Origin of the sequence: Maridesulfovibrio bastinii DSM 16055, from assembly GCF_000429985.1 — a bacterium.
Classification (GTDB): domain Bacteria; phylum Desulfobacterota; class Desulfovibrionia; order Desulfovibrionales; family Desulfovibrionaceae; genus Maridesulfovibrio; species Maridesulfovibrio bastinii.
On the sequence record NZ_KE387015.1, the window covers coordinates 228,592 to 252,234 of the forward strand.

A 23,643-nucleotide genomic window follows, 5' to 3' on the forward strand; every position below is an offset into this window, starting at 1 on the left:
AGGGCAAAATGTCCGTAGCTGAACAAGTAAAAGGTATTATCGTAGACCAGCTTGGTGTAAGTGAAGAAGAAGTTAAAGAAGAAGCTTCCTTCGTAGAAGATCTCGGTGCAGACTCTCTTGACCTGACAGAACTGATCATGGCCATGGAAGAAGAGTTTGATGTTGAAATCGAAGACGAAGATGCACAGAAAATTCTCAAAGTAAAAGACGCTATCAGCTTTGTTGAAAGCAAGCAGTAGCATACACGTCTTACTAGGCTTATGATAGAGCGTCTTACCCTTGCTGCAACCGGTGTAAGGCGCTCCTTTTTTCATTTGCCATGCCTAGTTGAAACCTTCCAAATCCCACAGGCTCAAATACAATGAAAAGGGTTGTCGTAACAGGCGTATCAGCCATCTCCCCTATTGGTAACGATATAGATACCAGCTGGAAAAACCTTCTCGAAGGTAAATCCGGTATTGTCCCAGTCAGCCAGTTTGATGCAACGGAATACAAATCCCGCATTGCCGGGGAAGTTAAGGATTTCGATCCTAAAGAATATATCCCCGCAAAGCAGGTAAAACGCATGGAGCGTTTCACCCAGTTTGCCGTAGCCACAGCTCAGCAGCTTGTTGAGCAGACAGGAATCAAACTGGAAGGTGATGAATGCAAACGTGCCGGTGTTAATATCGGTGTTGGTCTCGGCGGTCTTGAAACCATTGAAGGCCAGCACGACAAACTCATGAAGAGCGGACCCAAAAAAATCACTCCGTTCTTCATTCCGATTATTATCGCCAATATGGCTGCCGGACAGGTATCCATCTTCACCGGGGCCAGAGGACCGAATCTGTGCATCAGCACAGCCTGCGCTTCAGGCACCCATGCCATAGGCACAGCATATACAGATATTAAACTTGACCGCGCGGATGTCATGATCTGCGGTGGAGCTGAATCAACGGTAACGCCTCTTGGCTTTGCCGGTTTTACTGCTTTAAAAGCTCTCTCCACCCGCAATGAAGATCCGACCAAAGCCTCCCGCCCGTTTGATAACGGCCGTGACGGTTTTGTAATGGGTGAAGGATGCGGACTTTTACTGCTCGAATCCCTTGATCATGCCCAGAAACGCGGTGCCAAAATACTTGCCGAGGTCGTAGGCTTCGGTGCTTCATCAGATGCTTTCCACATGACTGCTCCGCCGGAAGACGGCAGCGGAATGGCTCTTGCCATGGAAAACGCTATTCGTGAAGCCGGCATACCTGCCAACGCTGTTGATCACATCAACGCTCACGGAACATCAACCAAACTGAACGATTTCTGTGAGACAACTGCGATCAAATCCGTGTTCGGCGAACATGCAAAGGAAATCGCAATCGCAGCGAACAAGTCTCAGATAGGTCATCTGCTGGGAGCTGCCGGTGGAGTTGAAGCTGCATTTTCAGTTAAAACTCTTGAAACCGGTATAATCCCCGGAACTATCAACCTGACTGATCCTGATCCCGATTGTGATCTTGATTACTGCAAGGAAGGCCCCAGAGAAAAGCAGGCCGAATACGCGCTGAGCAACTCGTTCGGCTTCGGCGGCACAAATGCCTGCATACTTTTCAAAAAATTTGAGAACTAAAATTCTTTAAAGGCCAAAACAATACAAATCTGGAGTTCGCCATGGAAGAACTAATGATGAAAGATCCGGCTATTGCGGCCGCCATATCCCGCGAAGTCGACCGCCAGATGACCAAACTTGAACTTATCGCTTCGGAAAACTTTACTTCCACTGCGGTTCGTCAGGCCATGGGCAGTGTAATGACTCATAAATACGCTGAAGGATATCCCGGAAAGCGTTATTACGGCGGGTGCGAATTTGTTGACGTTGCGGAAGACCTTGCCCGTGACAGAGCAAAAGAACTTTTTGGCGCGAAATACGCCAATGTTCAGCCTCACTCCGGCTCTCAGGCCAATATGGCTGTTTACTTCGCGGCACTCAAGCCCGGAGATACAGTTCTCGGTATGGACCTCTCCCACGGCGGACACCTTACACACGGAAGTCCGGTGAACTTCTCCGGTAAACTTTTCAATATAGTTTCCTACGGAGTAGATCCGGATACCAAAACCATAAACTATGACAACGTTCTTGAGCTTGCCAAAGAACACAAGCCCAAGATGATCATAGCCGGTGCCAGTGCGTACCCGCGTGTTATCGACTTTGCCCGCTTCCGTCAGATTGCTGATGAAGTAGGTGCGGTACTGATGGTAGACATGGCTCACATTGCCGGTCTGATCGCTGCCGGAATTCATCCTTCCTGCATCGAGCATGCACACTACACCACCACAACCACACACAAAACTCTCAGAGGCCCTCGCGGCGGTATGATCCTTTCTTCCGAAGACAAGGAAAAATCTCTGAACTCAAATATATTCCCCGGCATTCAGGGCGGACCGCTCATGCATGTGATTGCTGCAAAAGCTGTTGCTTTCAATGAAGCTCTTTCACCGAGATTTGTTGACTATCAGAAACAGGTTGTAGCCAATGCAGGCAAGCTTGCTGAAACACTCATGTCCGCAGGATTCGAGCTTGTTTCCGGTGGAACAGACAACCATCTCATGATGGTTGACCTGACCAACAAGGATATCACCGGTAAAGATGCCGAGATAGCACTTGATAAAGCTGGTATCACCGTCAACAAAAACACCATTCCATTTGAAACCCGCTCCCCGTTTGTTACTTCCGGAATCCGTATCGGAACTCCGGCCCTGACAACCAGAGGAATGAAAGAAGATGAAATGGTTAAAGTCGGCGGCTGGATTACCGCAGCTCTGGAGTCTCTTGATAACGAATCCAGACTTGGCGAAATAAGCAAGGAAGTTGCTGCATTTGCACGCGAATTCCCTCTCTTCGCCTACTAATTCAGATTCTGAGATCGGCCTGTGGCCGAACATGTTATTGACATAGACGGGTCCGGGGTTTGATCCCCGGACCCGTTTCAAATTAAATGGGCAGGTAAAAAAATCTGCCCTTGTTCATGGCTGACATGTATATTGCTTTTCAACAGTCGATAATTGGACTTTAATCAAGCGACAGCTCAGGAGCTTCAAATGGACAACAGACTTCCATGGCCCGAATATTTCATGCGCATCGCCCACCTTGTGGCGGAAAGAGCCACTTGTATCAGACGTAAAGTCGGTGCGATCGCAGTAAAGGATAAACGAATTTTAGCAACCGGTTACAACGGTCCGCCATCTGATATTGCCCATTGCGCCGATGTCGGCTGCCTGCGCGAAACTCTTGGAATACCATCCGGACAGCGCCACGAAATCTGTCGCGGACTGCATGCTGAACAAAATGTAATCATTCAGGGAGCTGTTCACGGTATCAAGCTTCAAGGTGCGGAAATATACTGCACAACCCAACCCTGCCTTATCTGCACTAAAATGCTTATTAACGTGGGTGTAAGTGCAATTTACTATTCCGAAAGCTATCCTGACGAACTTGCAGAAAAAATGTTGGAAGAAGCAAACATAAAGCATGAGCTTCTCAAGATTGACTATGACAAGTGATGAAATTTTCATGGCCCGTGCCGTAGAGCTTGCTGCGCAGGGACGGGAGCATACCGCCCCCAACCCGTGTGTGGGAGCGGTAATGGTCAGCGACGGTCAAATTGTGGCCGAGGGCTGGCACCACTTCTGCGGGGGACTGCATGCCGAGCGGGAATGTATAGCCGATGCCAGAAAAAAAGGCGTCGATATGACAGCCTGCACCATGTATGTGACACTTGAACCCTGCAATCATTACGGAAAAACTCCGCCATGTACTCAGGGCATAATAGAAGCAGGCATCCGGCATATAGTTGTAGGAGCCAGAGACCCCAATGCCGTTGCTGCCGGAGGTGTTGAATTCCTGAGAGAAAAAGGAATCACTGTTCAAACCGGTATTCTTGAAAGAGAATGTCTTGATTTGATATCTGACTTTATTGTCTGGCAGAAAACCGCACGCCCCTATTCCATTGTAAAAATGGCTTCCACACTTGACGGACGCATAGCCGGACCGGAGGGAAAACCGGAAGCTGTATCAAGCCCGGAATCATTTGCACAGGTCCAGAATTTACGGGCTATTGTCGGCGCAATAATAGTCGGGGGCAATACCCTGTATCAGGATAACCCGGGGCTAACCTGCCGCAAGCCGAATCTGCCGGAAGATTTTATTCAGCCACGCCCGGTATTTGTGACCTCCAGACTACCTGAAGCTGACAGCGAACTCACAGCCATATCCGCGAGATTCAGCGAAACCATTTTCTGGACAGATGAAGAAACAGCGTGCTCCAATGCGGCAAAACAGCTGCGTGAAAAAGGAATTGAAGTTACAGGCCTTCCCTATTCTGAAAATGGTCTTAATTTAAAGATCGGACTGGAAAAACTCCGCACAGACCACGGAATTTTGCGTACCCTCTGCGAAGGTGGCGGCAAACTGGCCATGAGTCTTGTTTCAGCAGGACTCTGTGATGAGCTGGTCTGGTTTCAGGCTCCCAGAATTCTTGGCAACGAAAACGGAGTTCCTGTATTTTCCGGGGGCAAAGCCGGAAGCATGGCTGAGACCGTAAATTTTAGAATGTGCAGTTTTGAAAAAAGCGGTCCTGACCTGAAAATAATTTTTAAACCTGAGGATTCTTAAATGTTCACCGGACTGGTACAGACAATGGGACGCGTGGAAAGGATAGAAACGCGCGGAAAGGAAACCAGATTTACCATAGCAACAGATATCAGCGACTATGTTAAAGGCGAATCCATAGCCATAAACGGAGCCTGCCTGACAGTGGAGACATTCAGTGGCAGTTCCTTCAGTTGTTATGCCAGTGCCGAGACCATTAACCGGACCAACCTGGGCGGTTTAAGACCCGGTTCCACTGTTAATTGCGAAAGAGCAATGGCTGTAGGAGACAGGCTCGGCGGGCATATTGTCAGCGGGCATGTTGACTGCATTGCAAAAGTTGAATCCATAAGCAATGCCGGCGAATCCACAATTTACGAAATTTCATTCCCCGAAGAGCAGGGAAAATACGTTGTTGCCAAAGGTTCTGTTGCTCTGGACGGAATAAGCCTGACAGTTAATAAATGCGGAAATAATTATCTCAAGGTAAACATAATTCCCGAGACCAGTCAGCAGACAACTATTTCCAAATGGGCTCCCGGCTATGAAATCAACATGGAAACCGATGTAATCGGTAAATACGTTTTCAACATGCTTTCAGCATGGAATCCAACAAAAAAAGAGGATGCTGTTAACAGCGGTTTGACCATGGACTTTCTCCGTGAGAACGGATTTTAGCCTTAAACAGTATGTTTTCATTTTTTTACAAGAATAACTATCTGTATTAATTAATTTTTTACAAGATTGTTTTTCAGGATTCACCCTTTTGACATTTTAATGTAAGAACACATTTCTGACATTAAGTCAGACATGGAAACGGATAAAGACTTAATATGAAATGCGGACTGAAATCCGCTACTTTGAAATACTTTCTCCGCGTTGCGGAATGAATAAGAGGTAACTATAAATGCCGTTATGCACCATTGAAGAAGCGATAGAGGATCTGCGTGAAGGCCGGATGGTCATCATGGTCGATGATGAAGACAGGGAAAATGAAGGTGATCTTGTCTGCGCTGCGGAAAAAGTAACCGCTGAAACCATCAACTTCATGGCGACACACGGTCGCGGACTGATCTGCCTTGCAATGTCCGGAGAAATGGTGGACAGCCTCCAGCTGCCGCTTATGACCAAACGTAACGAATCCCAGTTCGGCACCAATTTCACCCTCTCCATTGAAGCCAGAAACGGTGTTACCACCGGAATCTCCGCTCAGGACAGGGCAACCACCATTCTTGCCGCTGTATCCGAAGAAGCCAAACCGGAAGACATAGTTACTCCCGGTCACATATTTCCACTGCGTGCCAGAGACGGCGGAGTTCTGGTCAGAGCAGGACAGACCGAAGGCAGTGTAGACCTTGCACGTCTTGCCGGGCTGCGTCCTGCCGGAGTCATCTGCGAAATTATGAAAGATGACGGAACCATGGCCCGTATGCCTGACCTCGAAAAATATGCTGAAAAGCATAACCTCAAAATATGCAGCACTGCTGATCTTATCAGTTACCGCATGAAATTCGGCAAGCATACCGTAACCCGTATTGCCGAAGCCGACCTGCCGACTAAATACGGTCATTTCAAAGCTGTTGCTTTCCATTCAGACGAAGACAACCGTACCCACATTGCCCTTTGCATGGGAGACATCATCCCCGGAGAATCCATCCCCGTACGTGTTCACAGCGAATGCCTGACCGGAGACGTTTTCGGCTCAATGAGATGCGACTGCGGAGATCAGCTTTCAGCAGCAATGTGCATGATCCATAATGCCGGTAAGGGTGTTCTCTTATACATGCGTCAGGAAGGCCGGGGTATCGGACTCGGAAATAAAATCAAAGCCTACCACCTTCAGGACCTCGGCTGCGATACTGTTGAAGCCAACGAAAGACTTGGATTCAAGCCTGACCTGCGCGAATACGGAACCGGAGCACAGATTCTTGTTCAGCTTGGAGTTACCAAAATGAAACTCATGACCAACAACCCTAAAAAGATTGTCGGTCTGGAAGGATACGGACTTCAGGTAACCGAAAGAATCCCCATTGAAATGGACGCTTGTGCTGTAAACCTCGGCTATCTTAAAACCAAAAAAGAAAAAATGGGCCACCTTCTTGATCATCTTGAAGACGGTCTGAAAAAATAATTCGGAGCAATATAATGCATCATATTAAAACCATTGAAGGTCAGCTTGACGCTAAAGAACTGAAATTTGCCATTATCGCAGGCCGTTTCAACGATTTTATCGTTGATAAGCTGGTCGGCGGAGCTGTGGATTATCTTGCACGCCACGGTTGCAGCAAGGACAATCTCACAATTATCAAGGTTCCCGGTGCATTTGAAATGCCCGTAGTTGCTCAGAGACTGGCTGCCAAAGGTGGATTTGACGGAATAATCTGCTGCGGAGCTGTTATTCGCGGTTCCACCCCCCACTTCGACTTTGTTGCCAACGAATGCGCAAAAGGCATTGCCCATGTTAGCCTTCAGTACTCCCTGCCTATCGGATTCGGAGTTCTGACTACCGATACTCTCGAACAGGCAATCGAACGTGCCGGTTCCAAGGGTGGTAACAAAGGTGTTGAAGCTGCTTCAGCAGTTCTCGAAACCGTCAGGGTTGTTGAACAGATCTAGCCTTGAAATATTAAAAAGAATTATACGGAACTGCTGCCAGCAACTGCCGGCGGCAGTTCCGCTTAAAATATGCAGGATGCCCTTTAAGGAAAATTCCGTTTTAAAGGCAACTGACAAGGCCTAAAATATCTTGAAGCGAAGCCTTAGTCTGCCCCTTCATGATCAACAGGCCTGAATAAAACAGAAGCAACAACACCGCCATGACCTTATTAAGTCCGCGGTGATATCGTACAATAAGCCCCCCGCTGTACCGGATTTTCGATATTTCCGGATAACGGGGTGTCTGTTTGTTGTTTAAATAACAATTTAAATGTATCTTAAGTTCCGTACAAACATTTATCGGAGCTGGTGAATAATAAATGTCTCAGAATAAAGGTGTACGCAGAAAAGGCCGGATTGTTGCCTTTCAGGTTCTCTACGGTATCAGTTTTGTCCCCCCTGAAGGTGGCTGGACTCCTGAAAGGATTTATAATCTCAGTCCCGCTGTGTTGCAGGAAACAAACGAAGATGTCGTGACATTTGCACGTCAGATTTTTCTTGGAACCTGCAAGGATTTGGGCAAGCTGGATGAAACTATTTCAAAATATTCGAAGCACTGGAAACTTGAAAGGATAGCTAAAGTCGAGCTTGCAATTTTAAGACTTTCAGTTTTCGAGTTGCTGAGCATGCCGGATATCCCGCTTAAAGTCGCGATCAATGAAGGAATAGAGCTGGCCAAAAAATTTGGTGACGGCAACTCCCGCAATTTTATCAACGGAATACTGGACGCCATCGCCAGAGACATAGACAACGGCAAATTCGGCGACCTCAAGAATTTTTAGAAGACTTCAGGCCGACAGTATAAAGTAACAGGAACTCCTTATTCGAGGAAAGCTACAAGGGAATTCAAATGGGCTTCGGAAAATACAATCCGGATCAGATTGAAGAAAAATGGCAGAAAACATGGACCGACAAAGGAACATTCCATGTTGAAACCGATGAATCCAGACCTAAATATTATGTCCTTGAAATGTTTCCCTATCCATCGGGAAAAATTCACATGGGACACGTCCGCAACTACTCAATAGGTGACGTTGTCGCCCGTTACAAAAGAATGCAGGGTTTCAACGTCATGCATCCAATGGGTTGGGACGCTTTCGGTCTGCCCGCAGAAAACGCGGCTATAAAAAACAAAACCCATCCGGCTGAATGGACATACGCAAACATAGATGACATGCGCAGCCAGCTTTCACGGCTCGGCTTTTCCTATGACTGGAGAAGGGAAATAGCGACCTGCAACCCCAAGTATTATAAGTGGGAGCAGGAATTTATTCTTAAATTTCTTGAAAAGGGTTTGCTCTACCGCAAAAAATCACCTGTAAACTGGTGCGAGACCTGTCATACAGTTCTTGCCAACGAGCAGGTTGAGGACGGACTCTGCTGGCGTTGTGATACTCCCGTCGAGCAGAAAGAGCTTGAGCAGTGGTTTATGAGAATCACTGATTATGCTGATGAACTTCTTGAAAGCCTTGAAGACCTCAAAGGTTCCTGGCCTGACAGGGTTCTTGCCATGCAGAAAAACTGGATAGGCAAGAGCGTTGGTGCTGAGCTTAAATTCGAGATTGAAGGCAGCGAAGAGACCATCAGCGTATTCACCACCCGCCCGGATACCCTTTACGGTGCAACTTTCATGAGTGTGGCAGCCGAGCATCCGATGGTTGAAAAACTTATCGAAGGCTACGCTGATGCCGACAAGGTTCGTGATTTTGTTTACAAAATTACTAACATGGACCGTTTCCTGCGCTCATCAGACGATCTTGAAAAAGAAGGTATTTTCACCGGGGCATACTGTATTAATCCGCTTAACGGACGCAGAATGCCTATTTACGTCGCAAACTTCGTTCTCATGGGATACGGAACAGGTGCCGTAATGGCTGTGCCAGCCCATGACCAGCGCGACTTTGAATTTGCCAGAAAATATGATCTGCCCATGCAGATTGTTATCTCTCCGGAAAATGAAACTCTGGATGTAGAAAAGATGACCGAGGCTTATTCCGCCCCCGGAAATCTTGTAAATTCTGAAAAATTCAACGGCATGCCCAATGAAGAAGCAAAAGCCGCAATAGTTGACTACCTTGCTGAAAGCGGCAAAGGCAAAAAAGCTATCAACTACCGCCTCAGGGACTGGAATATTTCCAGACAGAGATTCTGGGGTGCACCTATCCCGGTTGTATATTGTGACAAATGCGGAGTTGTACCCGTTCCTTCTGAAGACCTTCCGGTCGTTCTCCCTGAGAATGCCGTTATGAATGAAGACGGACGTTCTCCACTTCCGCAGATGGAAGAATTTTACAAAACAACCTGTCCCAAATGCGGCGGCGAGGCTCGCAGAGAAACCGACACCATGGATACTTTTGTAGAATCATCATGGTATTTCCTGCGTTACACCTGCGCCCGCAAAGAAGATGGAGCTTTCGACCGCAAAGGTCTTGATTACTGGATGCCGGTTGACCAGTATATCGGTGGTATTGAACATGCTATTCTCCACCTGCTCTATGCGCGTTTCTTCACCAAAATTCTGCGTGATGAAGGTTACACCGGCCTCTCTGAACCGTTTGCCAACCTGCTTACTCAGGGAATGGTTCTTAAAGATGGCTCCAAGATGTCAAAATCAAAAGGCAATGTGGTTGACCCCAGTGCCATGATTAAAAAGTATGGAGCTGATGCTACCAGACTTTTCATTCTCTTCGCATCTCCGCCGGAAAAAGACCTTGAATGGAGTGATCAGGGAATTGAAGGTTCTTTCCGTTTCCTGAACAGAATCTGGAGACTTGTGGAAGATCTGGAAGGAAAGCTCGCTCCGGTCGGTGCCTGTGCCGCTCCAGAAGGAATCAAGCTTTCTTCCGATGCTAAGGATCTTCGCCGCAAGGAGCATGACACCATTCGTAGAGTCAGCAGTGACATGCAGAACAAATTCCAGTTCAACACTGCAATTGCAGCGGTTATGGAGCTGGTAAATGAACTCTATTCACTCAAAGATAAGCTGGTCTCAACTGATGACGGCAAATTCGCCTTGTCATCAGCAGTATCCTCGGCTCTGGTAGCCCTTTCTCCAATGGCTCCGCACATCTGTGAAGAGCTTTGGAACAAAATCGGTTACAACGGCTGCGTGAGTGAGGTTTCATGGCCTGAATATGATGAAGAAGCACTGAAAACAGATGAGCTGCTGATCATTCTTCAGGTTAATGGCAAAATGCGTGGCAAGATGTCCGTTCCGGCTTCCGCTGACAAAGAAGAAATCAAGAAACAGGCTGTTGATCACGAAAACGTGGTCAAACATACTGAAGGCAAAACAATCAGAAAGGTTATAGTTGTTCCCGGAAAACTGGTGAACATCGTAGCTAATTAAATATTGTTTTTGATATTGTAGATCGGGGGATAATATATCCTCCGGTCTATCAATAACGAAAATATTACAATTGAACCTCAACCCGCCGAGGCGGATATATCGAGATACTCGCATGCAGATCCTTAAAACAATGAAAAGACTTACTGCCTTCATGCTGCTCATTTTCGTCCTTGCAGGATGCGGCTATCAGAATTCCGCCACTCAGCCCAACATGCTTTCCAAAGGATTTACGAAAGTATCCTTCGGCAAAGTAAAAAACCCCACTCTCGACCGTTGGCTTGAGCCGGCGATGCGTTCTCAAATCAGGGATGAAATCACTAACAGGGGCCAACTTCAGTGGGTAGATAAAGCTGAAGCCGAAGCTCTCATCAATCTCAAAATAATCAGCCTTGAGGACTCTAACGGAATCCGCGGTGACAAGGATGAAACCCTCAAATACGAGGAAACCCTTCGGGTACAGATGTCCATTACCAATCCAACTGATGGAAGGACTATCTGGAATTCAGGAACGGTGGAAGTTTCCGAAAGCTATTTGCCCAACAACGAGCCTGCAACTCAGCAGCTGGTTGTAAAGCTGATGTCACGTAGACTTGTAGACAGACTCAATCAGGCCTATTAATCAGCAGGTTATTTGCCCAAGTAATTAAAGCTGAACAGGGCTGAACCGCCTTCAAAAATATAATTTTTTGTCTGTCAGCAGACAGGCAGGAGTTTGGATGTCAAGACCAGGATATATGTTCCTTATCTGTCCTGATGCACAAATGCTGCATGAACAGATAAATTCAATTCTTTCCGCTCCGGGAAATTCAGATTTTGAAAAAAAAGTTTACTGGGCTGAAGATGATCTTTCTCCTCAATTCTGGGACGATCTTACATTACAGACTCTTTTCGGCGGTTCAAAAGCAGTTATCCTCCGCAAAGCCCACACTTTGAAGGCCGCCCAATGGGACAGTCTTGATAAAGCCGTTTCCGGTCTCAGTGACAGCTCCATGCTGTTTTTGTGCCTCGAGGGAGAATGGAAAGGTAAAAAGCAGGCTCTCCCGGCTGTAGTAAAACGCAGAAAATGCTGGCAGCATGCTGAAAAACAGAAATGGGTATGGGCTTCTCCCGGTCTTGATGAAAATACCATTAAGAAATTTGTAAATGACTGGTCCAGACAGACTGGAATTTCATTTCAAAACGGAGTGCAGCAGGCCTTATGTTCCGCTCTGCCCCGTGATGCCCGTGCAGCCCGGCTGGAGCTCGATAAAATGGAGCTTGCGGCTGGTGATGAAAAAGTTCTTGAACACGAACACCTTGAAGTAATTCCTTTTAATGAGGAAATGGAATTCTTCACCTTCATGGATCGTCTATCTCAGGGCGGAGACCCGGTTTCTCTCTGGCAGCGGGTGCTTACCAACCACACCGAAAAAGATTCCATGTTTTTTCTTCTGGCAGCATCACTGACGCGTGAAGCTCGCTCACTCTGGATGATTCTTAACGGAGAAGGTTCCGAAGTTAAGATGCCCGCCTTTATCCGTAATAAGAAGGAAGCACTGGCCCGAAGAATAGGCCCGGCCAGAGTTGCACGGATTTTCGACATTGTTCTTGAAGCCGAGCTGGGAATAAAGTCCGGTAATAGAAAACCCGAACAGGCACTGGAACTTATGGTGGCCTCTTTGACAACATTATTTGCACCGCCAGCCAGAAATATTCGCCGCTAAGACCTTATTTACAGACAAGTCCATCATACAGCTCATAAAATAGGTCATTTTTATCCTCAAAAACACCTTTTCAGCTACTAATTTGCTCTTTTTATCATCAAAAAGGCATTTTTTTGCCCATTTATACCCCTTAATCCGCTTGCTTTGGTAAAACATAAAGTTTATTTCTTTAAGAAACCGTGAACAGGCCGCAAAAAATCAGTCTAAGTGTATTTTTTTAATTTTATACCATCGGCAGGACTTGCCGTAAGTGAATTACTGCTTAACATATGGAAAAGAAACCCCATTATTACGGACACAGGCAGCGGCTGAAAGAAAAGCTGCTGAAAAACCCTGAATCCCCGGCAGACTACGAACTGCTGGAACTTTTACTGGGGCAGGTTCTTTCCAGATGCGACACCAAGCCCATAGCCAAGGAGCTGCTTGAAGAGTTCAAATCGCTTGGCGGAGTTTTAAATGCTTCTGACGAACGCCTGCAGAAAATTAAAGGTGTGGGGCCGGGAGTTCTGACAAGTTTTAAACTTCTCAGAGAGATTTGGACCAGAATTGCTGAAGAACCGATATTCAGCAACGAGGAACTGTCTTCCCCTGAAGCTGTCGCCAGAGCCGCTATGGCAAGAATTGGCAATCTTTCCATAGAACAATTCTGGGTTGCTCTGGTCAACACCCGGAATAAGGTGATATGCTGGGAAATGATAAGCCGTGGCACGGTTGACAAAACAGCTGTTTTCCCGAGGGAAATAGTTGCCATGGCTCTCAAATACGGAGCCAGCGGAGTCATCCTCGCCCATAACCATCCCGGCGGCGACCCGACTCCTTCGCGCAATGACATCGTGAGGACGCAGGAAATTTCAGCAGCCTGCAAGAGTCTGGATATCAGGCTGATGGATCATATCGTCGTCACAAAAGATAGATATTACAGTTTTATGGAAGCAGGCAGAATTTAGATTCCACAATTAACGGATTCAAAAAAGGAGGACACAATGTTTAGAAGCTGTCATTTGGTAGTTACAGGCAATGTTACCGAGGTGTTCTTCAAAACCCGGATCGAAAATACAGCTCAGCGGCTTAAAATTTAAGACCGGGCCTAAGACCTGATAACTCCGGAACTAAATTGTTCCGCAGGTGCAGTGCGGCAGCACTGCTGAAATACGGATCACTTTTTTTACCGGAAGAGCTGTATTAAAAAATAACAATTTCAGAATGAATTAGTTGACAAAACAGAGCTGTCGGAGCGGGGATAAAGATTCTCCAACCTCCGTAAACTGACAACGGTTATAAATCGTTATCAACTGAAAAACGGCAGACGGATTAAAGCTGGCGTAATTTAAAAATTTCAAACTCATTTTTATATATAAAGGATCACAAGTTGAAACGAAAAAAAACACCCATTAAGCCGCTGGTGCTTAAAAAGAAAAGCGATGAAAAAAAATCGAAGTCATCCATAAAAAACAGAGGGAATGACGCCGGTAATGATCAGGGACTCAACAAGCCCCCTGTATCACCGCTTCAGGTGCACCACGATGCGGCCGATCTTATTGACGAGGCCAATCAGAACCTTGATGGAGCCGAAAAAAATATACCGACCACTATCCCGGTTCTGCCGGTCAGAGATATTGTTGTCTTCAATTATATGATTCTTCCGCTTTTTGTCGGCAGAGAAAAATCTGTCGGAGCAGTAGAAGCAGCCATGACGGCTAGCAGACATATTCTTGTTCTGACCCAGAAAGATGAAGCAACTGAGAATCCTGAGCACGGTGACCTGTATAGAACGGGCACAGTATGTATGATCATGCGCATGCTGAAAATGCCTGACGGACGGCTCAAAGTACTGGTTCAGGGACTCTCCAGAGCCAGAGTTAAAAACTTTATTGCTTCTGACCCGTTCCATATTGCCGAAATTCAAAAGATAGAAGAGGCTCCCTCTCCGCAGGAAAGCCCCGAGCTTGAAGCCCTTATCCGTAATTCACGTGAACAGAGTGAAAAAATCCTTACTCTCAGAGGAATTTCCTCCACTGATATTATGGGGGTTTTAAACAATGTTGAAGAACCCGGCAGACTCGCAGACCTTATAGCTTCAAACCTGCGTATGAAGGTGCATGATGCCCAGTCTATTCTGGAATGTCAGGACCCGACTGAACGTCTGAGTCTGGTGAGCACGCAGCTGACTCAGGAAGTTGAAGTAGCTTCCATGCAGAATAAGATTCAGACCATGGCTAAAGAAGGCATGGATAAAGCGCAGCGGGATTTCTATCTCCGCGAACAGCTCAAGGCCATCAAAAAAGAGCTGGGAGAATCAGGTGATGAACTTGATGAGATAGAACAGATCAGAGCTGCCATTAAAAAAGCCAAAATGCCCAAAGAAGTGCGCACAGAGGCTGAAAAGCAGCTCCGCAGGCTTGAGACCATGCACCCTGAATCTTCAGAGGCAAGTGTCATCAGGACTTATCTGGACTGGATGACGGAGCTTCCGTGGAAAAAGGCCTCGCGCGACCGTCTTGATATTAAAGAGGCTCAGGTTATTCTTAACGAAGACCACTACGACCTTGAGAAGGTTAAAGAACGTATTCTTGAATACCTCAGCGTACGCAAACTCAATCCTACAATGAAAGGACCTATCCTTTGTTTTGTAGGCCCTCCCGGAGTTGGTAAAACCTCTCTCGGAAGATCTATCGCCCGCAGCCTGCAACGGAAATTCCACAGAATCTCACTTGGCGGCATGCGTGACGAGGCTGAGATACGGGGTCACCGCCGGACTTACATCGGCTCAATGCCCGGTAGAATAATTCAGGGCATCAAGCAGTGCAAAACCCGCAATCCGGTTATCATGCTTGATGAAATAGACAAGCTTGGCAATGATTTCAGGGGAGATCCGTCTTCAGCACTTCTTGAAGTTCTCGACCCTGAACAGAATAATACTTTTACCGACCATTACCTTAACGTTCCCTTTGATCTTTCAAAGGCCATGTTCATTTGTACCGCCAACGTGCTGGACACCATTCCCAGACCTCTGCTCGACAGAATGGAAGTAATAAGCATCACCGGTTACACAGAGCATGAAAAGGTAAAAATCGCCTGCCGTTACATTGTTCCGAGGCAGGCTAAGGAAAACGGCCTTAGCGAAGACGAATTCCAGATAAGTGATAAAGTTCTGGGCAAGGTTATCCGGGAATATACCCGCGAAGCAGGACTCAGAAATCTGGAACGTCAGGTTGGAAAACTCTGCCGTAAAATGGCCCGTAAAAAGGCTGAGGGAGAAGAAGGTCCTTTCAAAGTCACTGTCAGAAATCTGGACAAACTGCTCGGACCTCCGGTCTTCCTTGAAGATGAAAAAGAAACCACACTGCCTCCGGGAGTTGCTATCGGACTCGCATGGACACCTGTAGGAGGAGAAATCCTGCATATCGAAGTCAGCGTACTTCCCGGTAAAGGCAAACTTATTCTGACCGGTAAACTTGGAGATGTAATGAAGGAATCAGCACAGGCTGCGGTATCCTTTGCCCGTTCACATGCTGATGTTTACGGCATTGATCCCAAGTTCCATGAAAAACAGGATATACATATTCACGTTCCGGCTGGAGCAACACCAAAGGACGGACCATCAGCCGGTGTTACACTGGTAACAGCGTTGATTTCCGCCCTGAGCAACAATCCTATTAATGCCGAAACAGCCATGACCGGTGAGATTTCACTGCGTGGCAGGGTGCTGCCGGTAGGTGGAATTAAAGAAAAGATTCTTGCCGCAGTATCACGGGGAATGAAACGAGTGCTTATTCCGTCACAGAACTCAAAGGATCTGGAAGAAGTTCCCGAAGACCTTCGTAAGAAGCTTGAAATCATTCCCATTGAACGCATTGAAGAAGTCTGGCCCATTGCTAAAAGTCCTATTGAGGAAAAATAGCCTGTCACCAGACCAACCGGTTCAAAATATGATTACTGATTAATACAATTAAATATCTCCGCGGTTTCATTAAAATGAGACAGCGGAGATATTTTCGACTGCCGGTCATAATTTGATATTATTGCCGGATACATATTTTTCAAAAAATTCTTAAAGGCTGGATGTCCATTAGCAGACGAATTCTGGAACATGCAGTATATTTTCAGATAATTCTTCCGGCTGCCCCAAGTTGCCCGCCGGGCTTATTTGGGATATTAGCGACATCAAAACAATATTTATCATGGAGGCTTAAAATATGCCCATTTTTGAATATAAATGCTCAGACTGCGGCTGTGAGTTTGAAGAACTCGTTTTCAGCAGTGATGAATGTCCTGAATGCCCAGAATGTAAATCAAAAAATACAGGAAAACTCATGTCGGCCTGCAAGTTCAAAGCTGGCGGAGGCGACAGCCTGGGTGAAGCAATGCCGTCTGCACCGGCCTCTTCCGGTGGTGGCTGTTCAGGTTGTTCAGGCGGCAACTGTTCTTCCTGCGGCTAATAATTTCAAATAAAAGAACCGGGACCCAGATGAAAAATATTACAATAGCGACAAGAGGCAGCAAGCTCGCCCTGTGGCAGGCCAATCACATTTCTGATCTTTTAAGAAAACAGTACCCCGGCATCACCGTGGAACTTTTAAAGATCAAAACCAAAGGTGATAAAATACTGGATGTCCCTCTGGCAAAAGTCGGAGGCAAAGGACTGTTCGTAAAAGAGATTGAAGAAGCTCTGATTGACGGTCGCGCCGATATTGCTGTTCACAGTATGAAAGACGTCCCCACAGAACTGCCCGAAGGTCTTGAAGTAGGCATTATCCCGGAAAGGGAAGCTGATACTGATACCCTGCTTTCGGTTAAATACGACGGTCTTGGCGATCTGCCTGAAGGCGCGGTAGTGGGAACAAGCAGTCTGCGCAGGCAATCCCAATTATTGAATCTTAGAAAAGATCTTAAGATTGAAACCCTGCGCGGTAATCTGGATACCCGTATCAACAAACTGCTGAGCGGTGATTATGATGCCATTATCGTTGCTACTGCAGGACTGAACAGGCTGGGTCTTTCGGCTCCTAAACGTGAAGAACTGACTCCGCCTGAATTTCTTCCGGCTGTTGCTCAGGGAGCACTCGGAATTGAATACCGTATTGCTGATGCTGACGTTCGTGAAATGCTGGCCTTCCTGCATCATGAAAAAACAGCTTATCAGGTTCAGGCTGAGCGTGGTTTTCTGACAGGTCTTGACGGAGGTTGTCAGGTTCCCATAGCTGCATGGTCAAAAATTGACGGTGACTCAGTTGCGCTGACAGGTTTTGTAGCCGATGTTGACGGCAGCAAACCCATAAGGCTCGAGAAGACAGGTCCGGTAACAGAGGCCTGGAAAATCGGTACTGATCTGGCTAAAGAAGTTCTGGCGCAGGGAGCAAAAGAAATTCTCGACCGAGTATACAAAGAGAATGGACAATAAAATATTAAAAGAGTTCCAGACCCTTCCCGGTGTTGGAAAGCAAATATCCATAGATTTATGGGAAATGGGTTACCGAAGTCTTTCTGAACTAGCTGCTGACGATCCTGAAAAGATGTATCAGGACCTGACAAAACTCAGCGGCTGCCATGTTGATCGGTGCATGCTCTATGTATTCAGATGTATTCATTATGTCCTGAATACCGAAAAGCCGGACCCCGAACTGAAAAAGTGGTGGAACTGGAAAGATTAAATGGAATTTGATTATCAGCAAGCCTTCTGCATTTATGCAGAAGGCTTTTTTGATGGTCATTCCGCGGCTGAATTAAGCGCCCATCTAAAGTTATACAAAATATAACCGATACAACTTTTAAATCGGTAAAAAAGGAGATTTTATTTTTTAACTTCCAAGGAGGGAGGTTACCATGGCAGAAGAACGCTATCAGATTACGTCTATCCCGAAGGTTGACAATGACCGGGGAAGAAATCTTGCTGACGATTTAAAGAATCTGGGACGCAAGCGGCTACAGCGCAGGATATTTTCTAATCCTGATATGGCAAAGGAACTTGTAAGGCTGGAATCCTCGCCTGTTTACAATGCAAAGGCTGAAATTATTCAGGCGGTGACAACAAACCGGGGAAGTGCTTAAATACAAGGGAGAATTTATTGAGTATATTTAAAGTAGGAAAAAAGTGTCTCAGGAAGGTTGATGATGAAGGCATAAAATAGATCAGGCGTGAAATCACAAAGATTCCACGCCTGATCACTTTTCAACTGAAATTTATTATATGATACGCAGTGAAGCCCGTCCCTCAGCCCTGCTTACAACCTGACCGATATGTACGGCAAGATCACCGGCCTCCAGCAGAATATCCCGCGCTCTTTCAAGCTGATCCTCTTTGAGGGCTATAATAAGCCCGCCGGAAGTCTGGGCATCAAAAACCAAATCCGTTTTAATACTGTCGAGCCCACTGGCTGTTTCAACCATTTTACTGCAATAATTACGGTTGGCAAAACTTCCTGCCGGAATAAGTCCCATTGAAGCAAGATCAACTACATCATCAATGAATGGCACCTTATCCAGCCAGAGTTCCACCGCAACACCGGAAGCCTCTGCCATTTCCAGAATGTGGCCTCCAAGTCCGAATCCTGTAACGTCAGTAGCCCCTTTTACACCTAACTCCCTGATGACTCTTCCACCGGCTGAATTAAGTTTGGAAGCCCACTTATGCACAATTTTTTCAAAACGCTCAGCACCATCCCAGTCAGCTTTCAAAGCCGTAGCCAGAACTCCGGTTCCCAGAGGTTTGGTCAGCAGCAGCTGATCACCCTCACAAAGACCCTTATTGGAAGCAAAAGAACCGGGATCAACCGCCCCGGTTACAGAAAGGCCGTATTTGATTTCATCATCCTCAACACTGTGTCCACCGGCAAGAACCGCTCCAGCCTCAAGAGTTTTATCCATCCCCCCCTGAAGAATTGAGCGCAGCACATCCTTGCCCATTGTTTTGATCGGAAAACAGACAATGTTCATAACGGTCCACGGCTCTCCGCCCATGGCGTAAACATCTGAAAGTGAATTGGCCGCAGCAATCTGACCGAACCAATATGGATCGTTAACAATGGGTGTAAAAAAGTCCACTGTCTGTACAAGGGCTTTACCGGCCGGGAAAGAAACAATGGCGGAATCTTCATTACCGCCAACCCCGCTCAGAAGCCTTGAATCGGAGACAGCAAGACCATCAAGGACTTGCTCCAGGTCCCCCGGAGCTATCTTAGCGGCTCAACCAGCAGCTTTGACGGTTTTCACCAATTCAAGCTTGGACATTGCGTCTCCTTTGGATTCTGAGGGTTAATGAAATTTTGACCAGCTCTTTTATTAAACTAAAAGTAAACGGTCTTCAAACATGAGCAGTTAATCTTGCTGAACTTTCAAAACGGATTATCCGTCTGTAACACCTGCTTCTTCGAATGTTTCCATATCATTGTACACAGAGGCAGCAGCCCGAAGCATAAACATGGTCAGCGCGGCACCAGAGCCCTCTCCAAGCCTCATACCGAGGTGAAGAACCGGACGTCTGCCGAGGCTTTCCACAACTCGGGCATATCCAGGCTCTGCTGAAGCATGACTTAAAACACTGTATCCCCCTACTTCAGGACATAAAGCAACAGCCATTGTATATGCTGCTGTGGAAATAAATCCGTCAATACAAACCATCTGCCTGTTTCTGGCTCCACCGAGAATAAGTCCTGTCAGCGCGGCAATTTCATATCCGCCTAAAGCACTGAGTATGCTTAAAGGGTCCCTGCCCGCAACAGCTGAAGCATTGGCTTTCAAAGCCCGCTTAACAACATTTATCTTGTGGGGAATTCTCTCTTTGCTGATTCCGCCTCCGGGACCGGTAATCCTCTCCGGATCAAGACCGAGCCATGCGCAGTACAAGGCTGTGGATGGCGTTGTGTTGGACACGCCCATCTCTCCGGTGCCAAGGGTCATGATCCCCTCATTTAAAGCCTCATCGGCTAAATTAATGCCCAGCATGACAGCCTTCAGACAATCCGCTTCGCTCATAGCCGGACCAACAGCAATATTGGCCGATCCCTCGGCAATTTTTCGCTGAAGCAGCTTCGGATGGTCAGGATATGTCCCGCCAAGGCAGCCAGCATCAACAACAACGAGATCAACTCCCGAAGTTTCAGCCAGAACATTGATTCCGGCTTTGCCGCGCAAAAAATTTTCAACCATCTGTCTGGTTACTTCCTGCGGGAAAAAACTGACCTTTTCCTCAAAGACACCATGATCTGCGGCTATGGTATATATCCTGCCGGGGTCGGCTTTAACTCTTTTTCCCCCGGAAGCTATAAACATTTTTACAGCCAGCTCTTCCAGCCTGCCAAGACTTCCTTTCGGTTTGGCCAGATCATCAAGACGCATTCTTGCAATATCGCCAAGAGATTCTTCAACGGCTTGAATCTGCGCAATTACATGAGTTAAATCATTTCTGGTATATTCTTTCATCAACTTGGAATCCTTGATAAATATCACTTCACAAGCTGTTCAGATTGTCAGCCGGACAAGCCTGTGATATTAAAAACAAATAATGGCTAAAAAAAAGTGTATTATACATTCTAACTGTCAGGGTGAAGCACTTCGTGACATTCTTTTTTTAAGCGCAGAGTTTAAAAACTCTTACGATGTACAAATCTACACGAACTATATCCGCGAAAAAATACCTCCAAAAGCCCTTAGTGAATGCAGCCTGTTCCTCTACCAGAAGCTCAGTAGCAAATGGGGTGATCTGGCTTCTGAAAAACTTATACCGCAGCTTCCTGAACAGGCAAAACATATCGCCTTTCCAAGTATGCTTTTTACATTTTACTGGCCCACATGGGAAAGGGATATTGATTTCGCCTATCCTGACAGTCTTCTTGAATCCCTTTTGAAAAGAGAACTAAGCGAATGGGAGATTCTGCACATTTATCTGAAATCAGATATCAGAAAAATGCTTGATCTGGATGCTATTGTTGAAAAAGCTGAAAAATGGGAAAGATTCAAAGAAAGCGAAACTCCGATTAAATACGTTGACCGGATGTATGAAAACTTTCGCAGCTACAAAATCTTCAACACCTTCAACCATCCCGGCAAAGACATCATGGTCTACACCGCCAGCAGAATTCTTGAAATTCTAGGTATTGAACAACCTTCCGGGAGAAGTCTGAAAACCATGCCTGATCCTTTCCCGGATTTTGAAATGCCCATACATCCCCAGATAGGCGAATACTGGGGACTTGATTTCTGCAGTGAAGAAACCCTGTATAATGTCTACGGCAGCAAGATGACCTTTAAGGAATATGCAGCCTTGTACATAAAATGCCGTAAGCTGGGCATTGATGACTTTATTTCTTTTCTGCGGGTAGTGGCTGACTCCCAAAAAAAGAAAATCGCTACGGATTAAGTTTCGGCGGTCCCAGAACAATCATTTCGGCAAGAGTCAGATCAACTTTGGGCATGCTTTTAACTTTACTGCCCAGAAGACCCATTTCCAGCATTACAAGCTCCTTATACAGCCTGGTACGGTCCAGAACAGGAACCTGCGGCATATCAGAAGTCAATTCCTGACACTTGAAACATCCGGGGAAAGAAAGCTTTTTACCGTTCGGCATAGTAATGGAATTCACAACACCATGCATACGGCAGATCATCAATCTGTGTTTATAAACTCCGCACAATCCGTTGTCATTGAGAGGACACATAATCGATGGTTTAACCCCTGTCTCCACAAGGGCTCTGGCTGTGCGCACATATTCTTCGGCTCTGGCAATATATTCATTGCGCTTTTCTTCCGGAAGGCTATTAAGTCCCTGCCAGAGGTAGACCCACTCAACATAAGTATGGTGCTGAAAATAGCTTGTGCAGCAATTGTTTTCACAATTTTCGCAGGAAAGACCTATGGCGGCGGAAGTCTCGGAATAGGCATCCGCCATACGTTCATACAAAGCTGCAAGTTTACGGAATACAGCCTGTCTGGTCATTTTTTTCATTTCAAGAGCCCGGATTTAATATTTAACCTTTCAATGTATCAAGCCACTGCCAGATTTTTTCAGCACAGTCTTCCGGAGAATATTTATCCGTCTGCACTGTAAAATCTGCATATCTGCTATATAGAGGCTGACGCTCTTCGTAAAGGTTTTCTACAGTCTGTCCGGGAATCATGGCCAGTCCACGTCCATCACCACCGCCAATACGGCTCAAGCAGGTTTCCTGACTGATTTTAAGAAAGACCACAGGCCCCAGAGCCTTAAGTCTTTCCATTGCATCCGGGCCGTAGACAACGCTCCCGCCTGTGGAAACAACCGTACGTCTGGCACCAAAAGAAGAAAGAATTTTTTCTTCAACAATACGGAATTCAGGTACACCAAGGCGGTCGACTATTTCCTGAAGAGACTGCCCGTAGTAGGACTGAATAATGTGGTCAGTATCCACACATTCCCAACCCAGCCTTTCAGCAACAAGGGGGGCCAGTGTAGATTTTCCGGCACCGGCCATACCGATAAGGCTCACAATACTTTTTTCACTGAAATCAATCATAAAAATCCTCTGCTCAATCAGGAAACCAGAACTACACAGTCCTTCTCATCCCTTTCACGGACAAAGACGTTGACGTGTTCGTCTCCATAAGTATCTATTTTTTTGCCCACATAATCCGCACTGATAGGCAGTTCACGATGTCCGCGGTCCACCAGCACCAGCAACTCCACCCTGCGCGGTCTACCAAAATCAAGAACAGCTTCAAGAGCCGCCCTTACTGTTCTTCCGGAAAAAAGGACATCATCAACAAGAATAACACTGGCATCTTCAATATCGAAGGGTATCTCCGTACAATTGATGCTTGGCTGTCTGGTCAGTGTGGTCCAGTCATCCCTGTAAAGATTTATATCCAGTTTCCCCAGAGGGATTCTTCTGCCGAGAGTTTCATCAAGACTTTTTTTAAGTCTTTCGGCCAGATCAGCTCCTCTGCGCTGGATACCTATGATAGCCAGCTTTTCATTATCGCCTCTGCGCTCCGCTATTTCAGAAGCCAGTCGATCCAGAGTCCTTTCCATTGCCTTCTCGGTGAGGATAATTTTCTGTTTCTGCATATTACCGCCGGAAATTAAAAGTTATCGCCTGCAACAGGCATACTCCTGTCAGGCTCGGTTGAGGAGGCTGATCCCGAAAATTTTTCCGGGATAAACTCGCCATAGCACTTGCAAATTAATAGCGAGTCTGTTTTGCTATGTAAAAACAAAAATCCCAAGGGGATTAGCTATAAGTAATGTAAGGAGGTATTGCAATGCCACCTTTGCTTATCGCAAATTTCATATATTTTTTTTGCATATTTTAGAGGATAATTCTTTTTATTTAACCATAACAGGACA

At 46.3% G+C, this 23,643-nt stretch carries 24 protein-coding genes; 19 read left to right on the plus strand and 5 right to left on the minus strand.

The genetic code is table 11. The annotated features are described in order from the left end of the window. Nucleotides 1-8 precede the first annotated feature (8 nt). The 18 genes from G496_RS0117160 (at nt 9) to G496_RS0117255 (ending at nt 18,373) form a co-directional block, all read left to right on the plus strand. A complete protein-coding gene (locus G496_RS0117160) occupies nt 9-239 on the plus strand; it encodes an acyl carrier protein (protein ID WP_027180352.1) in 231 nt (76 codons plus the stop codon). Nucleotides 240-361: 122 nt separating this feature from the next. Beyond that, nucleotides 362-1,600 (plus strand): beta-ketoacyl-ACP synthase II, encoded by a 1,239-nt coding sequence (gene fabF / locus G496_RS0117165; RefSeq protein WP_027180353.1) that lies wholly within the window; start codon nt 362-364, stop codon nt 1,598-1,600. 41 nt (nt 1,601-1,641) lie between these two features. Further along, a complete protein-coding gene (gene glyA, locus G496_RS0117170; RefSeq protein ID WP_027180354.1) occupies nt 1,642-2,880 on the plus strand; it encodes a serine hydroxymethyltransferase in 1,239 nt (412 codons plus the stop codon). Nucleotides 2,881-3,069: 189 nt separating this feature from the next. Further along, a complete protein-coding gene (locus G496_RS0117175; RefSeq protein WP_027180355.1) occupies nt 3,070-3,531 on the plus strand; it encodes a deoxycytidylate deaminase in 462 nt (153 codons plus the stop codon). Next, a complete protein-coding gene (gene ribD / locus G496_RS0117180) occupies nt 3,521-4,642 on the plus strand; it encodes a bifunctional diaminohydroxyphosphoribosylaminopyrimidine deaminase/5-amino-6-(5-phosphoribosylamino)uracil reductase RibD (RefSeq protein ID WP_156900692.1) in 1,122 nt (373 codons plus the stop codon). The genes G496_RS0117175 and ribD overlap by 11 nt, the downstream gene beginning before the upstream one ends. Continuing rightward, complete coding sequence (locus G496_RS0117185) at nt 4,643-5,296, plus strand: riboflavin synthase (protein WP_027180357.1); 654 nt, start codon at nt 4,643-4,645, stop codon at nt 5,294-5,296. A 229-nt stretch (nt 5,297-5,525) separates the two neighbouring features. Further along, nucleotides 5,526-6,749 carry a bifunctional 3,4-dihydroxy-2-butanone-4-phosphate synthase/GTP cyclohydrolase II gene (locus G496_RS0117190; RefSeq protein WP_027180358.1) on the plus strand — a complete coding sequence of 408 codons (1,224 nt, stop codon included), beginning with the start codon at nt 5,526-5,528 and terminating at the stop codon, nt 6,747-6,749. A 14-nt stretch (nt 6,750-6,763) separates the two neighbouring features. Next, nucleotides 6,764-7,234: a 6,7-dimethyl-8-ribityllumazine synthase gene (ribH, locus tag G496_RS0117195; protein ID WP_027180359.1), complete on the plus strand. Its 471-nt coding sequence runs from the start codon at nt 6,764-6,766 to the stop codon at nt 7,232-7,234. Between the two features lie 359 nt (nt 7,235-7,593). After that, nucleotides 7,594-8,055 carry a transcription antitermination factor NusB gene (gene nusB / locus G496_RS0117200; protein ID WP_027180360.1) on the plus strand — a complete coding sequence of 154 codons (462 nt, stop codon included), beginning with the start codon at nt 7,594-7,596 and terminating at the stop codon, nt 8,053-8,055. 68 nt (nt 8,056-8,123) lie between these two features. Next, the gene (gene leuS, locus G496_RS0117205) at nt 8,124-10,622 is read left to right on the plus strand and encodes a leucine--tRNA ligase (protein WP_027180361.1); all 2,499 of its coding nucleotides are present in this window, start codon (nt 8,124-8,126) and stop codon (nt 10,620-10,622) included. A gap of 112 nt (nt 10,623-10,734) precedes the next feature. Then, nucleotides 10,735-11,241 carry an LPS assembly lipoprotein LptE gene (gene lptE, locus G496_RS20760; RefSeq protein ID WP_027180362.1) on the plus strand — a complete coding sequence of 169 codons (507 nt, stop codon included), beginning with the start codon at nt 10,735-10,737 and terminating at the stop codon, nt 11,239-11,241. A 97-nt stretch (nt 11,242-11,338) separates the two neighbouring features. Beyond that, on the plus strand, nt 11,339-12,325 hold the full coding sequence (gene holA, locus G496_RS0117215) for a DNA polymerase III subunit delta (protein WP_027180363.1): 987 nt from the start codon (nt 11,339-11,341) through the stop codon (nt 12,323-12,325). 269 nt (nt 12,326-12,594) lie between these two features. Next, nucleotides 12,595-13,272: a RadC family protein gene (radC, locus tag G496_RS0117220; protein ID WP_027180364.1), complete on the plus strand. Its 678-nt coding sequence runs from the start codon at nt 12,595-12,597 to the stop codon at nt 13,270-13,272. Nucleotides 13,273-13,694: 422 nt separating this feature from the next. Then, entirely contained in the window at nt 13,695-16,226 is a 2,532-nt protein-coding gene (lon, locus tag G496_RS0117230; RefSeq protein ID WP_027180365.1) for an endopeptidase La, read from the plus strand. A 295-nt stretch (nt 16,227-16,521) separates the two neighbouring features. Next, nucleotides 16,522-16,764 (plus strand): FmdB family zinc ribbon protein, encoded by a 243-nt coding sequence (locus G496_RS0117235; RefSeq protein ID WP_027180366.1) that lies wholly within the window; start codon nt 16,522-16,524, stop codon nt 16,762-16,764. 29 nt (nt 16,765-16,793) lie between these two features. After that, nucleotides 16,794-17,726, plus strand: a complete 933-nt coding sequence (hemC, locus tag G496_RS0117240; protein WP_027180367.1) for a hydroxymethylbilane synthase — start codon at nt 16,794-16,796, stop codon at nt 17,724-17,726. Then, on the plus strand, nt 17,716-17,976 hold the full coding sequence (locus G496_RS0117245; RefSeq protein WP_051295127.1) for a helix-hairpin-helix domain-containing protein: 261 nt from the start codon (nt 17,716-17,718) through the stop codon (nt 17,974-17,976). Before hemC ends, G496_RS0117245 begins: the two co-directional genes overlap by 11 nt. A 172-nt stretch (nt 17,977-18,148) precedes the next feature. After that, nucleotides 18,149-18,373, plus strand: coding sequence for a hypothetical protein (locus G496_RS0117255; protein WP_051295128.1), 225 nt, complete (start codon nt 18,149-18,151; stop codon nt 18,371-18,373). A 135-nt stretch (nt 18,374-18,508) separates the two neighbouring features. Here the strand turns inward: G496_RS0117255 and selD are convergent, their stop codons facing one another. Further along, nucleotides 18,509-19,552 (minus strand): selenide, water dikinase SelD, encoded by a 1,044-nt coding sequence (selD, locus tag G496_RS0117260; protein ID WP_084407604.1) that lies wholly within the window; start codon nt 19,550-19,552, stop codon nt 18,509-18,511. Between the two features lie 114 nt (nt 19,553-19,666). After that, complete coding sequence (gene cobT, locus G496_RS0117270) at nt 19,667-20,743, minus strand: nicotinate-nucleotide--dimethylbenzimidazole phosphoribosyltransferase (RefSeq protein WP_027180372.1); 1,077 nt, start codon at nt 20,741-20,743, stop codon at nt 19,667-19,669. Between the two features lie 82 nt (nt 20,744-20,825). Here cobT and G496_RS0117275 point away from each other — a divergent pair, with 82 nt between their 5' ends. Further along, nucleotides 20,826-21,680 (plus strand): WcbI family polysaccharide biosynthesis putative acetyltransferase, encoded by an 855-nt coding sequence (locus tag G496_RS0117275; RefSeq protein WP_027180373.1) that lies wholly within the window; start codon nt 20,826-20,828, stop codon nt 21,678-21,680. Here the strand turns inward: G496_RS0117275 and G496_RS0117280 are convergent. Genes G496_RS0117280 through pyrR form a run of 3 tightly spaced genes read right to left on the minus strand, consistent with a single transcriptional unit; the run spans nt 21,670 to nt 23,364 of the window. Next, a complete protein-coding gene (locus G496_RS0117280; protein ID WP_027180374.1) occupies nt 21,670-22,266 on the minus strand; it encodes a hypothetical protein in 597 nt (198 codons plus the stop codon). The two genes, G496_RS0117275 and G496_RS0117280, sit on opposite strands and share 11 nt — an antisense overlap. A 22-nt stretch (nt 22,267-22,288) precedes the next feature. Continuing rightward, nucleotides 22,289-22,813, minus strand: coding sequence for a homoserine kinase (gene thrB / locus G496_RS0117285; protein ID WP_034633727.1), 525 nt, complete (start codon nt 22,811-22,813; stop codon nt 22,289-22,291). Nucleotides 22,814-22,830: 17 nt separating this feature from the next. Beyond that, nucleotides 22,831-23,364: a bifunctional pyr operon transcriptional regulator/uracil phosphoribosyltransferase PyrR gene (gene pyrR, locus G496_RS0117290; protein ID WP_027180376.1), complete on the minus strand. Its 534-nt coding sequence runs from the start codon at nt 23,362-23,364 to the stop codon at nt 22,831-22,833. Between the last annotated feature and the right edge of the window lie 279 nt (nt 23,365-23,643).

Coding starts and splice junctions, on each gene's coding strand:
- G496_RS0117160 (WP_027180352.1), top strand. CDS start 9: ATGTCCGTAGCTGAACAAGTAAAAGGTATTATCGTAGACCAGCTTGGT.
- fabF (WP_027180353.1), top strand. CDS start 362: ATGAAAAGGGTTGTCGTAACAGGCGTATCAGCCATCTCCCCTATTGGT.
- glyA (WP_027180354.1), top strand. CDS start 1,642: ATGGAAGAACTAATGATGAAAGATCCGGCTATTGCGGCCGCCATATCC.
- G496_RS0117175 (WP_027180355.1), top strand. CDS start 3,070: ATGGACAACAGACTTCCATGGCCCGAATATTTCATGCGCATCGCCCAC.
- ribD (WP_156900692.1), top strand. CDS start 3,521: ATGACAAGTGATGAAATTTTCATGGCCCGTGCCGTAGAGCTTGCTGCG.
- G496_RS0117185 (WP_027180357.1), top strand. CDS start 4,643: ATGTTCACCGGACTGGTACAGACAATGGGACGCGTGGAAAGGATAGAA.
- G496_RS0117190 (WP_027180358.1), top strand. CDS start 5,526: ATGCCGTTATGCACCATTGAAGAAGCGATAGAGGATCTGCGTGAAGGC.
- ribH (WP_027180359.1), top strand. CDS start 6,764: ATGCATCATATTAAAACCATTGAAGGTCAGCTTGACGCTAAAGAACTG.
- nusB (WP_027180360.1), top strand. CDS start 7,594: ATGTCTCAGAATAAAGGTGTACGCAGAAAAGGCCGGATTGTTGCCTTT.
- leuS (WP_027180361.1), top strand. CDS start 8,124: ATGGGCTTCGGAAAATACAATCCGGATCAGATTGAAGAAAAATGGCAG.
- lptE (WP_027180362.1), top strand. CDS start 10,735: ATGCAGATCCTTAAAACAATGAAAAGACTTACTGCCTTCATGCTGCTC.
- holA (WP_027180363.1), top strand. CDS start 11,339: ATGTCAAGACCAGGATATATGTTCCTTATCTGTCCTGATGCACAAATG.
- radC (WP_027180364.1), top strand. CDS start 12,595: ATGGAAAAGAAACCCCATTATTACGGACACAGGCAGCGGCTGAAAGAA.
- G496_RS0117235 (WP_027180366.1), top strand. CDS start 16,522: ATGCCCATTTTTGAATATAAATGCTCAGACTGCGGCTGTGAGTTTGAA.
- hemC (WP_027180367.1), top strand. CDS start 16,794: ATGAAAAATATTACAATAGCGACAAGAGGCAGCAAGCTCGCCCTGTGG.
- G496_RS0117245 (WP_051295127.1), top strand. CDS start 17,716: ATGGACAATAAAATATTAAAAGAGTTCCAGACCCTTCCCGGTGTTGGA.
- G496_RS0117255 (WP_051295128.1), top strand. CDS start 18,149: ATGGCAGAAGAACGCTATCAGATTACGTCTATCCCGAAGGTTGACAAT.
- cobT (WP_027180372.1), bottom strand. CDS start 20,743: ATGAAAGAATATACCAGAAATGATTTAACTCATGTAATTGCGCAGATT.
- G496_RS0117275 (WP_027180373.1), top strand. CDS start 20,826: ATGGCTAAAAAAAAGTGTATTATACATTCTAACTGTCAGGGTGAAGCA.
- G496_RS0117280 (WP_027180374.1), bottom strand. CDS start 22,266: ATGAAAAAAATGACCAGACAGGCTGTATTCCGTAAACTTGCAGCTTTG.
- thrB (WP_034633727.1), bottom strand. CDS start 22,813: ATGATTGATTTCAGTGAAAAAAGTATTGTGAGCCTTATCGGTATGGCC.
- pyrR (WP_027180376.1), bottom strand. CDS start 23,364: ATGCAGAAACAGAAAATTATCCTCACCGAGAAGGCAATGGAAAGGACT.